The organism is Streptomyces sp. NBC_01384, from assembly GCF_045040035.1.
GTDB lineage: Bacteria > Actinomycetota > Actinomycetes > Streptomycetales > Streptomycetaceae > Streptomyces.
This window is the reverse complement of sequence record NZ_CP109559.1, coordinates 4758766-4771259: the sequence shown is the minus strand read 5'-3', so window position 1 is coordinate 4771259 and position 12494 is coordinate 4758766. Positions and strand designations below refer to the sequence as shown.

13 protein-coding genes and 2 pseudogenes are annotated in these 12494 nt (G+C 64.5%); 8 read left to right on the top strand and 7 right to left on the bottom strand.

Annotated features, from left to right (window positions below):
• The first annotated feature begins 10 nt into the window (after positions 1 to 10).
• Positions 11 to 901 (top strand): nucleoside triphosphate pyrophosphohydrolase family protein, encoded by an 891-nt coding sequence (locus OG747_RS21820; protein WP_405881021.1) that lies wholly within the window; start codon positions 11 to 13, stop codon positions 899 to 901.
• Between the two features lie 167 nt (positions 902 to 1068).
• Here OG747_RS21820 and OG747_RS21815 read toward each other — a convergent pair whose 3' ends face one another.
• From OG747_RS21815 to OG747_RS21805, 3 genes are all read right to left on the bottom strand, one after another.
• Complete coding sequence (locus OG747_RS21815; RefSeq protein WP_405881020.1) at positions 1069 to 1680, bottom strand: hypothetical protein; 612 nt, start codon at positions 1678 to 1680, stop codon at positions 1069 to 1071.
• 16 nt (positions 1681 to 1696) lie between these two features.
• Positions 1697 to 2170 (bottom strand): TIR domain-containing protein, encoded by a 474-nt coding sequence (locus tag OG747_RS21810; RefSeq protein WP_405881019.1) that lies wholly within the window; start codon positions 2168 to 2170, stop codon positions 1697 to 1699.
• 198 nt (positions 2171 to 2368) lie between these two features.
• Complete coding sequence (locus OG747_RS21805; RefSeq protein WP_405881018.1) at positions 2369 to 3040, bottom strand: hypothetical protein; 672 nt, start codon at positions 3038 to 3040, stop codon at positions 2369 to 2371.
• A gap of 204 nt (positions 3041 to 3244) precedes the next feature.
• Between OG747_RS21805 and OG747_RS21800 the strand changes: the two genes are divergently transcribed.
• Both OG747_RS21800 and OG747_RS21795 read left to right on the top strand, forming a co-directional pair.
• Entirely contained in the window at positions 3245 to 3595 is a 351-nt protein-coding gene (locus OG747_RS21800; RefSeq protein ID WP_405881017.1) for a hypothetical protein, read from the top strand.
• A gap of 903 nt (positions 3596 to 4498) precedes the next feature.
• The gene (locus OG747_RS21795; protein WP_405881016.1) at positions 4499 to 6430 is read left to right on the top strand and encodes a hypothetical protein; all 1932 of its coding nucleotides are present in this window, start codon (positions 4499 to 4501) and stop codon (positions 6428 to 6430) included.
• A 464-nt stretch (positions 6431 to 6894) separates the two neighbouring features.
• Here the strand turns inward: OG747_RS21795 and OG747_RS21790 are convergent, their stop codons facing one another.
• The gene (locus OG747_RS21790; RefSeq protein ID WP_405881015.1) at positions 6895 to 8409 is read right to left on the bottom strand and encodes a hypothetical protein; all 1515 of its coding nucleotides are present in this window, start codon (positions 8407 to 8409) and stop codon (positions 6895 to 6897) included.
• 405 nt (positions 8410 to 8814) lie between these two features.
• Here OG747_RS21790 and OG747_RS21785 point away from each other — a divergent pair, with 405 nt between their 5' ends.
• On the top strand, positions 8815 to 9213 hold the full coding sequence (locus OG747_RS21785) for a type II toxin-antitoxin system RelE/ParE family toxin (RefSeq protein WP_405881014.1): 399 nt from the start codon (positions 8815 to 8817) through the stop codon (positions 9211 to 9213).
• On the top strand, positions 9210 to 9515 hold the full coding sequence (locus OG747_RS21780; RefSeq protein ID WP_405881013.1) for a helix-turn-helix domain-containing protein: 306 nt from the start codon (positions 9210 to 9212) through the stop codon (positions 9513 to 9515). Before OG747_RS21785 ends, OG747_RS21780 begins: the two co-directional genes overlap by 4 nt.
• A gap of 186 nt (positions 9516 to 9701) precedes the next feature.
• On the opposite strand, the gene OG747_RS21775 is transcribed toward OG747_RS21780, so the two are convergent.
• Complete coding sequence (locus tag OG747_RS21775; RefSeq protein WP_405881011.1) at positions 9702 to 10001, bottom strand: tyrosine-type recombinase/integrase; 300 nt, start codon at positions 9999 to 10001, stop codon at positions 9702 to 9704.
• A 275-nt stretch (positions 10002 to 10276) separates the two neighbouring features.
• Complete coding sequence (locus tag OG747_RS21770; protein ID WP_405881010.1) at positions 10277 to 10438, bottom strand: hypothetical protein; 162 nt, start codon at positions 10436 to 10438, stop codon at positions 10277 to 10279.
• Between the two features lie 86 nt (positions 10439 to 10524).
• Between OG747_RS21770 and OG747_RS21765 the strand changes: the two are divergent.
• From OG747_RS21765 to OG747_RS21755, 3 genes and pseudogenes are all read left to right on the top strand, one after another.
• Positions 10525 to 10623: pseudogene (locus OG747_RS21765) on the top strand (DUF397 domain-containing protein); the annotation flags it as partial.
• Positions 10624 to 11092: 469 nt separating this feature from the next.
• Positions 11093 to 11878, top strand: a complete 786-nt coding sequence (locus OG747_RS21760; RefSeq protein ID WP_405881009.1) for a hypothetical protein — start codon at positions 11093 to 11095, stop codon at positions 11876 to 11878.
• Complete coding sequence (locus OG747_RS21755) at positions 11818 to 12156, top strand: PqqD family protein (RefSeq protein ID WP_405885624.1); 339 nt, start codon at positions 11818 to 11820, stop codon at positions 12154 to 12156. The genes OG747_RS21760 and OG747_RS21755 overlap by 61 nt, the downstream gene beginning before the upstream one ends.
• Here the strand turns inward: OG747_RS21755 and OG747_RS21750 are convergent.
• Positions 12103 to 12393: pseudogene (locus OG747_RS21750) on the bottom strand (transposase); the annotation flags it as partial. The gene OG747_RS21755 and the pseudogene OG747_RS21750 sit on opposite strands and share 54 nt — an antisense overlap.
• Positions 12394 to 12494: the final 101 nt, after the last annotated feature.

Genomic DNA, 12494 nt, shown 5'->3' with positions numbered 1-12494 from the left:
GGCAACGTTCGTGAAATTCGCAGAGTATGAGCGCGCCGTTGCTGAGACCGATATCTTGGACTTTGAGGATCTCGTTCTCCCCATGCTCGGTCTTGCCGGGGAGATCGGCAGCCTGGCGGCTCAGTACAAGAAAATTCAGCGAGACCACACAGGTTACCGTGCCTTCTCCGATGAAGTCCGAGAAGAACTCGGCGACGTATTCTGGTATGCAACCGCGCTGGCCCGCCGCTGCAACCTGAGCCTGGAAGAAATACTCTCCGACAACGTGCGTAAAACGCGCGAGCGGTTTCTCCGGCCTGCGACACCGCCTCCGCACCCGCTCTTTGACGATAATGTAACTCCCGGTCAGCAGCTTCCGCGAAGCCTCGACATCACATTCACTGACTCCCTAGTCGAGGGCAAAGGGAAATCGCCAGTCCAGACAGTCCGGATTTACCGTGGTAATAACGCAGTCGGCGACCCGCTGGACGACAACAGTGGCGATGATGACAATTATCGCTATCACGATGTCTTCCATCTCGCCCACATGGCCGTACTTGGCTGGTCGCCCGTCATACGAAGCCTTCTGAAAGTGAAGCGCAGCGCCGATCGCGATGTCGATCGAATTCAGGACGGTGGTCGCGCAATTGCCGTAGAGGAGGGTATGACTGCCTACGTGTTCTCCATGGCTCGGGCGCACAGCTTCTTCAGTACGGCCGCAGCTGTACCTGCCGAGATCGTCAAGGTCTGCCAGGCGATGACAGCGCACCTAGAGGTGTCCCGCCGCTCGGCTCAGGACTGGGAATACGCGATTCTGGCTGGCTATCGCGTATTCGAAGAGCTCACTGCGAACGAAGGCGGCACCGTTCATCTGGACATGCTTGCTCGTACCATCACCTATCGTGGAATGTTGGTCGATTAACCCAGGAGACGCATGAGGTGATATAGCCCACCAGGGTGAGGCTTTAGATGTTTCGATTTCAGGGCGTTTAGCCGATTCCCCATACTTGCAATAGGTCATTGCGTGGGAGCCAGCCCTGCGAACCGCTCCATGTGTTGAGCGTGGATTGAGTACTTATTGAATGAATTCTAATGGCTCAGATGCCAATCCATTGGCGCACCGAGGTATCCATGCTCATCCAATGAGCGGAACCAATTCTCAAAATTTTCCACAAGGTCGATTGGGAAATCACTCTTGTGGCCATGGCCTGCGCAGATATCATGCATACCAAAATTCCTCAATTCGGTGGGAATTTTTGGCCCGTCACCTCCATAATAAGCAAAATCTGTCGAGATTAGAACCTTTGGGCTCTGTGTGTCGGTCTCCAGATTGGCTAGGTTGGTAGCGCCGTTTTTGAGGCTATGATGTGAGTCTTCCTGCATCCAGGCCCCAGAACCTTCATCTCGATGGTAGACGTTGTCCCCGTAAGCCTGCTTCACGCTTCCGCGTAGATTTGGCCTTTTTTCAAGAAAGCGTGAATCCCTCCAGTACTCGTCGAAGGTCAGCACTTCAGTGACTTTCATGGCATAGACGAGAAACCCTCGACGCTTACTCTTTGCAGACCCGGTGCCTACCACCCAGTCGCCAACTTTGGCGACTCTTCTAATTACGGGTTTGCATGTAGCTAGCGTACAATATCCGTGAAATGGGTTTGGAGCGAATCCGTAGTCCCTTGCCACGACGTAAGAGAAGATTCTCATATGCACCCTAATCGCATTAGCAGCCAAATCGCTTAATCTCGCGCTTCTCGTGCAGGTTGCCGTCGCTCGTCTCCCAGTTATTAATCTTGCCGCAGATTGCGTCTTTGATACGGTCTCCCTGCCAGCCAACTACTGCATCGGCGTAAAGGCTGAGAGCCTCGGGGACGTCACATTCAGCAGCGCCGTGCTCCCATACGCCAATGATACGCTTTCCCATTTTCTGTGCGTACTCGATCTCCCAGTTAACCCACTTGCTGGTTCGTGTGTCTTTAGAGATGAGCACGACCATAGTGCCAGCCCAGCGAATGCGCGGGGCTAGGATCTCCCCTTTTATATATGCTTCGCTTGTTGCATTATTGGGGCGCGTGCTGTTGATCGAAGAGTCGCGCACTTCGAATCCGCTATTTCGAAGCAGGGACTTCATGGCTGGAAGATCATCGTCATCCTCGTGAATATGGCTGATGAATACTCTACTAGATGTGCCAACCATGGTACCCCCGTTCCCTCCCTTTTTGACGGCTTCGATCTTACACCTAATCCCCAGGATTCCAAGATCGAGACTTAGGAGTTACGCGCCCCTTCTGGCGTCATAAAATGCCGCCCTGCTCATTCGGTAAAGGATTTAATTCCGGCAGGCGCAAATAGTGACTTCTGGCTGGGATTCCTGCACTCAAATTTCTGATGATCATCACGCATCACGTTCAGGTCCCAGCATGATGTCGGGTTTTTGGACACCGGCGAGCCGGGCGAAGGCCAAGACATACTCCCTCGTATTCGCTTGCACCTGGCGCAGTTCTCGGCGACATTCAGCCGCTCGTGGCCAAGCCGATTCGGGCAGATTGGGCTCAGCATTTTCGAAATCGCGCAAAATTGGATGCCATTTGGAGAGGAATGGCCTTATCTCGCGATTGAGTAGAGTGACCGCCAGACTTTCAACGGTGAGGCCATCCCTGGTGTTTGATGGGCGGCTCGCTTTGAGGATATCCCGAGTGGTTGCGAATAGCCCATACAAGGAAGTCAGTGCTTCCCGTATAAACCCTTCATCCTCGCCTAGTTGTTGGGTGGATGTTCTGGTGACTGATTCCACGAAAAGCTGCCAAGAGACTTGCTGGGCGTCATTGTTAACCACGAACGTAAGTTCGCTCAATTGGGGAACGGTGATTCGAACTTCGGTCAGCCTTGCTGTCCGTTTGTAAATGTCTATTCCCAGCGCTACGAGTACCCCTGCGGCAGCCCCGCCTATAGCGAAGGCGTAGCTGCTGTTGACTTGGCTAAGGCCGTATAGGGCTATTCCTGCCCCGCAGCCTGCCAGCGCAGACACGACGACGCGCAGGGGACGACTACTGGATACCGAAATCATTGGCTCTCCGCTAGGTTCGGCGCGCCCATAGCCAGCACACTCTGTGTTCGTTCTCTCCAATGGGATGCGTTACATGGGGTGACTTGTCATAAAGGTGACGGTCTGTCCCATCGATGTGATCAAACGGTGCCGCTTATTTTCGCGATGTAGGCGGTGTCACGCCAGACATCATGCCGCTCATCGTCACCCGCGAGGTTGTCCGTCGTGCATCCCACCTTCCTGACCCTCACTGATGACACGACCCGCGTCATCAGTGAGGCCCTGCACAACCTCAATGTGCGCCACCTGAGGGAGCTGACCACCTTGCTGCGCCACTACGCTGGAGCCGCTGCTCCTCCCCGGCCAGAGGTGCCACAGGTACCGACCCCGCCCATCACGGAAACGGGGCCCGATGTGCCGGTGATCGGTTTTCACGTGGCATCACCGGACCACCCGGGCGAGGGTGATATGGCGATCAGCAGAATGCCCCTTGTGGACGAGCCCGACGACTCAGGCATCGACATCCCCGGGTTCCATGACCCTCACCGACGCGGCCCACGTCGGTTCAGCTTCTGACCGGGACCGCTAGCGCGTACTCGGGACGCGCTCCGTCCAGCCCCCAGTCGGCAGGCGCGCAATGTTCGATGAGAATGCTCAACCTTCGCTGCGAGAAGCCAGCCGCCATCGGTGTCCGCTGTCATCGAATCGAGGCGTTTGGCAGCGAACCCAGGCGTTTCGGCTTCCTTGCCAGTGACCCTAGTCGTACAGGGCGAGGGACTGGGGTACCGAGTGGCCGTACCGGCTGGGGTGGATCTTGCGGAGGCGTACGTGGAGCTGTCGTACGTGGACGCTGTTACGTTGGCGTCGGCGGCGTCCGCTACTGGACTGTGTCACGGCCCGGTTCGAGGGTGCGGCTCCGGTGCGGCCGTTTCGCTGGTCGCGGGGTGAACGTCATTTCGCGTTGGTACTGGTCGGCGACGACCGGGTAACACGTCGGCTTTGGCTGGAGCAGGACCGGCTTCTGCTGATGGACTTCGACAGGCGGTGGGGATCGCCCAGCAGCTGTTCCGGCCGCACTGGCACGACGACGAGCGGGAACGTCTGCACGCTCTGGTGTCCGGTGGCTGTCGCGCTACCGGCATCCCCGCGGCGAGGCGACGATCTCCTCCCTGCTGTCCACGAGCGCGGCCACGACGATGTGCACGGCCCCGCGGACCACAGCCAGGACGGCTACACATGTGCCCCACCGGCGACAGGCCGATGGACTCCAGCAGGATCAGCGCGCACCAGGCTGCGAGCCCGCGGACGGGGGCGGGGAGCGGAGGCTGTACGAGTCCGGCGGAGCACGCGCCTGGCCGGTTGCCACCCGGGTGACGCACCATCATCCACACGCAGTGTGGGGGGTATGGCGCGACCGGTGCCCGTGGGATGAAGATGCCCCCAGGCACCGTATGCGCCGGACGGGGGGAGCGATACAGGGTGCGGACCAGAGAGTTATCGGCGGGCGAGTCACCGCCGCAGACGGCGGGGTCTGACGTCACACGGCAACTCTGCACGGCGCTCTATGCGCGCCCGGCCCGTGTCGGCGACCCCACGCCGTGGGGCGAGGCGCGGCTGCTCCGGCTGGTCAAGGACGTGCTGCGCGACCCGGCGCGCTCAGTCCCGTCGTACGGTTTTGATCTGGTACCGGTGCTCACGCACGGAGTGCGCGTCCGTCGGCGGCGGCTGCTTCGCCAGGTTGCGGTGGTGGCGGTGCTCGGCCTCGTCGTGGCCTGGGCACCGGTCTCGGCCCTGGGATGGCTGGGTGCGCTCGGCCTCGCCTGGGTGGTGGGCTCGTCCGGGCCGGGCTGGGCGCTGGTGCCGCTGATCGGGTACTGGGTGTTCACGCTGGTCGCGATGCAGAAATACGACAGTTCCCACGAGCTGTGGGCACGCAGCGCCCAGCTCCCCTTCGTGCTGGCATCCGCCGTGGCTCTGGTGTACGTCGTCGACGGGGTGGTCTGCCGGTCGGCGCGGGGACGGGTGAGCAGGGACGGCGGCACCCGAGAGTGGATGCCCTCCGTCGGGTCACGGGCCCGCAGACGCGTGGAGTGGGTTGGCACCCGGCAGAACGGCACCGCGCTGCCGTACGACGTTCAGAGTCGTTTCATCGGCGCGGGTCGGAAAGCCCGGGGCGCGGCAGAAATCCGCGTGCCGTTGCGGCCCGGGCAGCCCGAGAGGTCCGTCGTGGCGCTGCGTGAGACGGAGTTGCTGGAAAGTATCGGGGCCGCATTGACCGCCGCTGGTCACGGCGAGGGCAAGCCCGGCAACGCCGAGGAGACCGCGCCACTGCCTGGTTTCTCGGTGGCCCGGGTACTGGCCTTGCCGGCCGGCCTGTGGCTGGAGCGCAGCCGGAGCGGGGCCGAGGCGTCGGAGACGGCGGGTGGCCTGGGCCGGCCGGAGCGGCCGTATCTGCGGGCTCAGTGCGTCAGCTGGCAGGGGCAGCTCGTGGTGAGCCTCTTCGTGCACGCGGCCCTCCAGGCCGGTGAATTGCGGCTCACGCTGCTGCCGCAGGTGATGGCACCGCTGCTGCCGCTGCCCGAACCGGCCGGTCCCGCGGCGCTCGACGGCCTGCGCGGTGCGGCGGGGCTGTGGCTGATGCTGTGGCGGCAGCTCCGAAAGGCACCGGCGCGGGAGTCGGATCCGGCCGAGCGTGACGGCCCGCTGAGTCTGCGCGATGCCCTGTCCCTGCCCGAGGTTTCCGACCTGCACCAGAAAGGCGACGCCGAACGCCACGTCGAGCTGATGCAGGCCGTCGTCCTCAACGCTGTGGAGGCCCTGCTCGAACGCCACGGCTTCGCGACGGAGGCGTTCTCCGACCGGCCCACGGTGATCAACAGCATTCAGGTGGTGGGCGACAACAATGCGCCGATCCAACTCGCGGCGGGTTTGACGCTGACTCAGGTGGCGCAGACGGCACTCATGCCACCCCCTCCTGCCTCAACCGAAGGAGTGCTCATGAGCCCAGGATTTCCGCGCAGGGACCCGTCCCCCGAGCCCGCACAGTCCCCGGGGTCCGGCATCAGCATCGGCGGCGACAACTCCGGCACCGCGCAGAACGTCGCCGGTCACTGCCTGTCCCACGTCACACAGACCAGCACCGGCCAGGGCAGCGTTCCGCTCGACTCGCTCGCCACCCTCCTGACCGCCTTCCGCACGGACATCGATCGCAATACGGCCCTGCTGACGGACCCGGAGGCTCTGCGAGACCAGACGACGGTGCTGGAGGGCGCCCTGACGGACCCGGAGAGCGACGGCTTCCGCCCCGCCCTGCGTACAGCACTCCGTTCCCTGCCCGCACTGGTCGCCGGAACGGCCGTCCAGCAGACGGGCGAGGCACTGGTGACGGCGATCAGACAGCTACTGGGCTGAGCCCGACGCCCGTACCAGGCGATCGGCCGGCATGGCGCAGACAAGTCGTGCTGCCATCAGCTCTCGCCGACCCTTGCCGATGAAAGCGACCTCTGACACCCAACCTAGTCGGCCAGGTCAGCGCGCTGCACGCGACTAACTTCGCTGTCAAAGGACAATCGGCTGTCGCACTGTCTGACCAGGACTGTGGGAAATGATCTATGAGATCGTGGGAAACGATCTACAGATGGCCGACATGGCACCTGACCAGCGCATTCCGTCGGTTCCCCACCAAGGAGCACCGACGTTAGGTGCTTCAGAGCAGCGACGAAACGGTCGTCATCGTGATCACGATGGCGGCCTTTTTGCTTTGCCGTCGTGGTTCAGAGGGGATTCAGAGGTGCGGGCGCGCGTCTGGTGACCCCGGGCTGTGGAGGTACCGGGGCTGTTGGCGGTGTGATTTTCCTGTCGGTGTGAGGTCTCTCTCACTGGGTGGTGAGGTGGCCTGTGGGGGTCCAGCCGCCGAGTGGTCTGGTGGGCCGGCGGCGGGTTGGACGCCGGTGGGGTGGGTGCCCGTCGGGCGGGATGGTGGCGAGCCGGCGATCGATCTTGCGGCGGTTGGCGTGGGCGAGTTGGAAGGCCAGCAGGAGGGTCTGGGCGGCGATGCCGCGGATGCGGCGGGTGCCGGGCTGCTCGATCGCCTCGTGGAGGGGGTCTTTGGCGAAGCCGTTGAAGCCTTCGACGTTGTTGCGGAGCCGGAAGTAGACGCGCTGCCAGTCCGCGCCGCCATAGGGAAAGACCTGGTGGTGCTGCGCTCCGACCTCGGGCGGGATGGTGATCGATTGCTGGGCGCAGATCTTGGCCGGTCCGGTGGGAGACGGCTCGGGGTCGGCCGTGGGCAGGCGGGGGTCGCGGCCGAGGCTGCTGGGTTTGAGCGGGCACTGGAGGCGTCCGGCGGTGGCCGGGCAGGACATCCGCTGGTGTCCCTCGTGGTCAGGGTGCTGCTTGGGGACGAGTTGGAACGGGGTCCGGGCGGCGATGCGGCGGATCCAGGTCTCCTGGTCGATGACCTCGCGATGGAGGTCGCTGGTGGCGGTGACCAGGGCTTGCGGGAGGGCGGGGCAGTACCAGGTGCCCTCGATGAGCTGGGCTCCGGCGGTGCCGGCTTGGATGCCGAGCTGGTCTTGTCGGTAGTCGAAGACGAGCCGGTAGCCGAGGGCGCGGGCGGGGAGCTGGAAGTCGTCGGGGGCGGTGTTGTTGTAGGCGCGGTCACCGGCGAGGAATCCGGCCGGGTGGCCGCGGCGGCGGACGTCTGCCAGGACTCGGGCGGCGTTGGGGCCGGGTGCATGGCCGGGTTTGTCCAGGGTGAAGCCGGTGACCACGGCGGGCGGGACGCGGGGGTCGGCGGCGCCGTCGGGGCGGGGTGTCCCGTCGTGGTGGGGGTTGCGGGCGATAGCGAGGGTGGCGTCATAGCCGAACATCGCCTTGGCGGCGCCGCGTTGCCGCTTGCCGTTCTTCTTCGCGTTCTTTGCGGGGAGGGTGTCGGGGTCGCGGTGGTCGCCTTCGCGGACGTACCAGCCGGCGTCGGGATCGGTGGCCAGGTCCGGGCCGGTGGTGCGCAGGCCTCGGGAGTAGGTGCGCACGGGGGTGGCGTCGAGGGCGGTGGAGCCGTCCCAGTGTGTGTCGAGGTGCGGCCGGATCCGGGCGAGGGAGGCATCGACGAGGGCGTTCCCGGTGTGCAGCAGGAGCGCAGCGTGCTGCTGTAGCGCAGCGGGGTCGGCGGCGGTCTGGAGGCGGCGGGCGGTGGTCTTGTCCAGGCGGTGGTTCTTCGGCAGCGGCGAGGGGTCCATGGCGTCGGTGAGCCGGTGGAACAGGCGCCGGACGACGGCGTATCCGGCCTCGAAGCCGCGGGCGTCGTCGGGGCGTTCGGGGATTCCGAACTGTTCGCGCATGGCGGGGCTGACGGCCCAGTGCAGGATGGCGGTGGTGCGGTCGAGCACCCGACCTGGACGAACCGCTCGATCAGCTCCTTCGACAGCCACACCTCCGTGGTGGCGGGCATGCCCTCGGCATCGGCGAACAGGGCCAGCTTCGCCAGCGGTCCCAGTAACTCCCGTGCTGTGTAGGGCAGGAGAGGATCGGCCTGCTTGACGGTCGCCCTGACGAGCGGGGCGACCCGCCCCCAGGCGGATGGTGCCGGGCGCGGCGTGTAGTTGTCGATGTACCGGGAGACCGGGCATGCCTGAACGGCTGGGTACTCCTGGGTCCCGCAGGCGCAAGGGGTTGCGTCATGAACAACCGACAGGTCCGACAGGGGCTTGGCGGTCATTCCGGTTCCTGCTTCAGAGTCGGCCCAGGGTGAACCTTCGCTTGCCCGGAATATTAGTTCGTGCTAATTTTTTGATGTGGCCGAACCTTATGAGCTGCGGTTCTTTGAAGATGTGCTGGACTGGGTCAAGACGCTCGCGAAGGAAGACCCGGACAGTCATCTCCATGTGATAGCCGCTCTGGAACGGTTCCAAGAAGTGGGTCCGGCGCTCCGACGCCCGACGGTCGGCGCGATCGAGAAGAGCCGTTACCGGAACATGCGGGAATTGCGTCCACGCAGCGGCGGGACGGTGAGCATCCGGATGCTCTTCGTCTTCGACCCCGAGCGGCGGGCCATCTTTCTGGTGGCTGGCAACAAGGCGGCGGGGCGGCAGTGGGCAGCCTGGTATCCCAGGGCGGTCAAGGAAGCGGACGACAAGTACACGGCCTACCTTGAGGCGCTGGAGCAGGAGAAGAAGGAAGGGCAGGGCAGATGAAACTCGGCACCATGGCCGACCTGACGGCCGACATCACCCCCGAGAAGCGCGAGCGCATCGACGCCATCAAGGCGGAGATGGTCGACGCCGAGCGGGGACATGAACTGGCCGCTCTCCGCAAGGCGCAAGGCTTCACCCAAGCGCAGGTCGCCAAGGCCATGGGCGTCACCCAGGGGCGGATCAGCCAGATCGAGCGGGGCCTCGCCCGCCTGGACACCTCGACCATGGCCGCATACCTGCACGCGATCGGCGGGGAGCTGACGATAACTGCCACCGTAGGGAATCTTTCGGTGAGGCTGTAAGGCAGTGCCTGGTAACGCCGGGAAAGGATCTACGTGAACGTGGGAAGTGACGAGCACGAACCACGGAATCAGCCCTGGCAGAGGAGTTCCGTCGGTGCCCCACCAACCAACAGTCCCGCAGGTCACACGGCCTGCGGGGCTTTTGTTTTGCTCTCATGGTGCAACGCAGGGTGCAACCGGAAATGATCACGTGAACAGTCCGGCCACCTCAGCGGCGGCCTCAGCGCCCATGCCCGGTAGGCAGTGTGCGTAGATGTTCATGGTGATGATCGGTTTGGCGTGCCCCAACCGCTCCTGTACGACCTTCACGGGGACGCCTGCCCTGAGGGCGAGCGTCGCCCAAGTGTGGCGAAGGTCATGAACTTTGATCTCCGGTAGACCGTGCTTGGCTACACGGGCCGTGAAGAGACGTAGAACACGGTCCGGATGGCGCGGACCGCCGGCCGTCTGCCCTTCACGGAGGATGTGGGCTCCCCGGGCGAACACAACCCCTCGTCCGTCCAGCGCGCTCCGAGGGACAGCCTGTCGGCCGCTTGCGCGGCCCTGTCCGCCTTGAGCGTGTCCAGCGTCCGCGTGTCCAGGTCGATCACGCGGGGCCTGCTCGACTTGGACAGCGGCCACGGACGATACGGCCACGGATGACGCCCACCGGCTGACGGATCAGGCACGTGCGCGCGTCCCAGTCGATGTGTTGCCACCGAAGTCCAAGAGCCTCGCCCCTGCGGACTCCGGCGGAGGCGAGGAACATCCACAGCGGGAACTCAGGGGAACTCACGGCTCTTGCGCTCGCAGACCAGGAAGCGGCTGACTTGCTCCGCCGTCCACACGGTGAACTCGGGCGGCGCGGCCTCCTTCGTGGTCGGCGGGGTAGCCCTGTCTGCCGGATTCGAGGGGATCTGGCCATCCTGTACGGTCTGCGACATTTGTACAGGCATACGACTCTCCCCACGGGCAGGTCGTGGCGCCGCCTCGGCGGGATGTTGTGCCGCCGTAAGGTGTTGACCTTCGTGACTCGAAGGACCCTCGCGGTCCTGTCCTCAGCTTCTCTGATGACGCGTGGGCCGACTTCATGACGGAGATGAAGGGCGACCGCTTCCCGGCTCTGTGACAGCCGCGCGGTGCTCCTGGACATGCGAGAGCCCCCGGAAAACCGGGGGCTCTCTTGTGTGTTCAGTGGTGCATCCGGAGTGGCAACCGGGGTTGCGACCCAACCGCGGTCAAGGACGATCAACGGTTGTCAGTGACAACCGTGACCGGGCTTTTCTCGCAGCTCAGAGCCATGATTTCCGTGGGTGGCGTGTTGCGCCGAACCCTGAAGGCATGGGGTTCGACTCCCCCCTCGCGCACCAGGGAGCACCGACGAAAGTGTTCCTGCCGCACCGAAGGATCGGCGGCATCGTGATCGCGATGCCGCCCGTTCATGCATGATGAATTGAGGCCTACCGCAAAGGAGTTGGCCGTACAGCCCCCTGCGCGCCAGAAGGTTCCGGTCGGAGCGGGCGTCTGAGTACGATCACCGCAATTCGCCGCGCCAGGCGCCGCGAGGGGACACGTGCACCGACCGGAGAGGCCGAGAGATGCAGCAGTTGACCACCGACGAATGGCTCGAGCCACTGCGCCAGAGGGAATTGATACCGGCGGACTGTCTGGCGGCATTCGTCGTCGGATCAGCGGCCCGGGGATGGAACAACGCGCGCAGTGACCATGACGTGTACGTCGTCACCACGCGTGCGTGGGACACCTCGACCAGCAGGCCGATCCCGATGCCCCTCAACCCGCCTGGCGTGCGCAGCGAGACGTTCTACGAGGACGGTCGGCGCTGGGAGGTGACGTACTGGCTCGACAGCCAGATCGACCAACTGCTCGCCAAGGTCTCCTGGCAGGAGTACGAGCGCGGTCTGGCCGGAGAGGCGCTGACGCCGCGCGAGGAGGTCTCGCTGGGACGTATAGCCAACTGTCTGACCCTGCTGGGAGAGGACTGGGTGGAGGACCGTCGCAAGCGCCTCACGGACTCCGCCTTCAAGTCATTCCTTGTCGTGCGCTCGCTGAACCTCGCGGACGACGCCGTCGAGGACGCGCTGGGCCAGATGGAGGCCGGAAATCCGGAGAGCGCGACCATTTCCGCACGACGGGCCTTCGGCTACGCGGTGGACGCGCTGCTGGAGAGTCACGGCGAGTTCGGCAGCCACATGCCCAAGTGGCGGCCCAACCGTCTCCGTATCGTCGCGCCCTCGTTCCTCACCTTCGAGCGGTACTGGGCGCTGGAGACCATGCGGAGCTACGACGCCGCCGACCCGGGATCATGGATCAGGGAAGTCCTCACCCTCTGCCAGGACATCTCCATGCGAGTGGAGACCCCGTGAACGACGCCCCGAACATCGCCCCTTGCGACGTGCCCCGTCGCGTGCTCGGCATACGTGTCCGGCGTCAGGGCGAGGACCTGCTGCTCGGTTTCGAGGACAACGCCCTGCTTCTCGAAGGCGCCGCGGTACTCATCTACATGTCCGCCGACGGCACCCGCAGCGTCGGCGACGTCGCGCGGGTGCTGGTGGACGAGTACGGCATTGACGAGGAGGAAGCCCTCGCCGATGTGACCGAGTTCCTGGCCGACCTGACCGTCAAGAAGATCATCGAGTGGTAGCCGCACGGTCAGCTCGGCGGTGATCTCGGCCGTCAGCTTCAGCGAGCGCGGGGTGTGCGGCATGGTGCGGGCCGCGTTCGCGATCACGGCCGCGTCCTAGGCGTCGGTCCTGGCCTCGCCGGGATACAGGTCAGCGCTCCGGCGCATGGCCAGGCCGCGGAGGTAGGCGGCCCCGCGGCCCCGCGGCCCGCGTCCCGGGCGACCGAGTTCGTGGCCGTGGCCGTGGTGGGCGGTCATGCCGACGGCCAGGCCGAGGAAGACGCCCACGTCGTCGGCGTCGTACGACCCATCCTCCCGAAGCAGGGTCGTGCGGTGCCGGCCCTGGCGTCGGCGCCGTA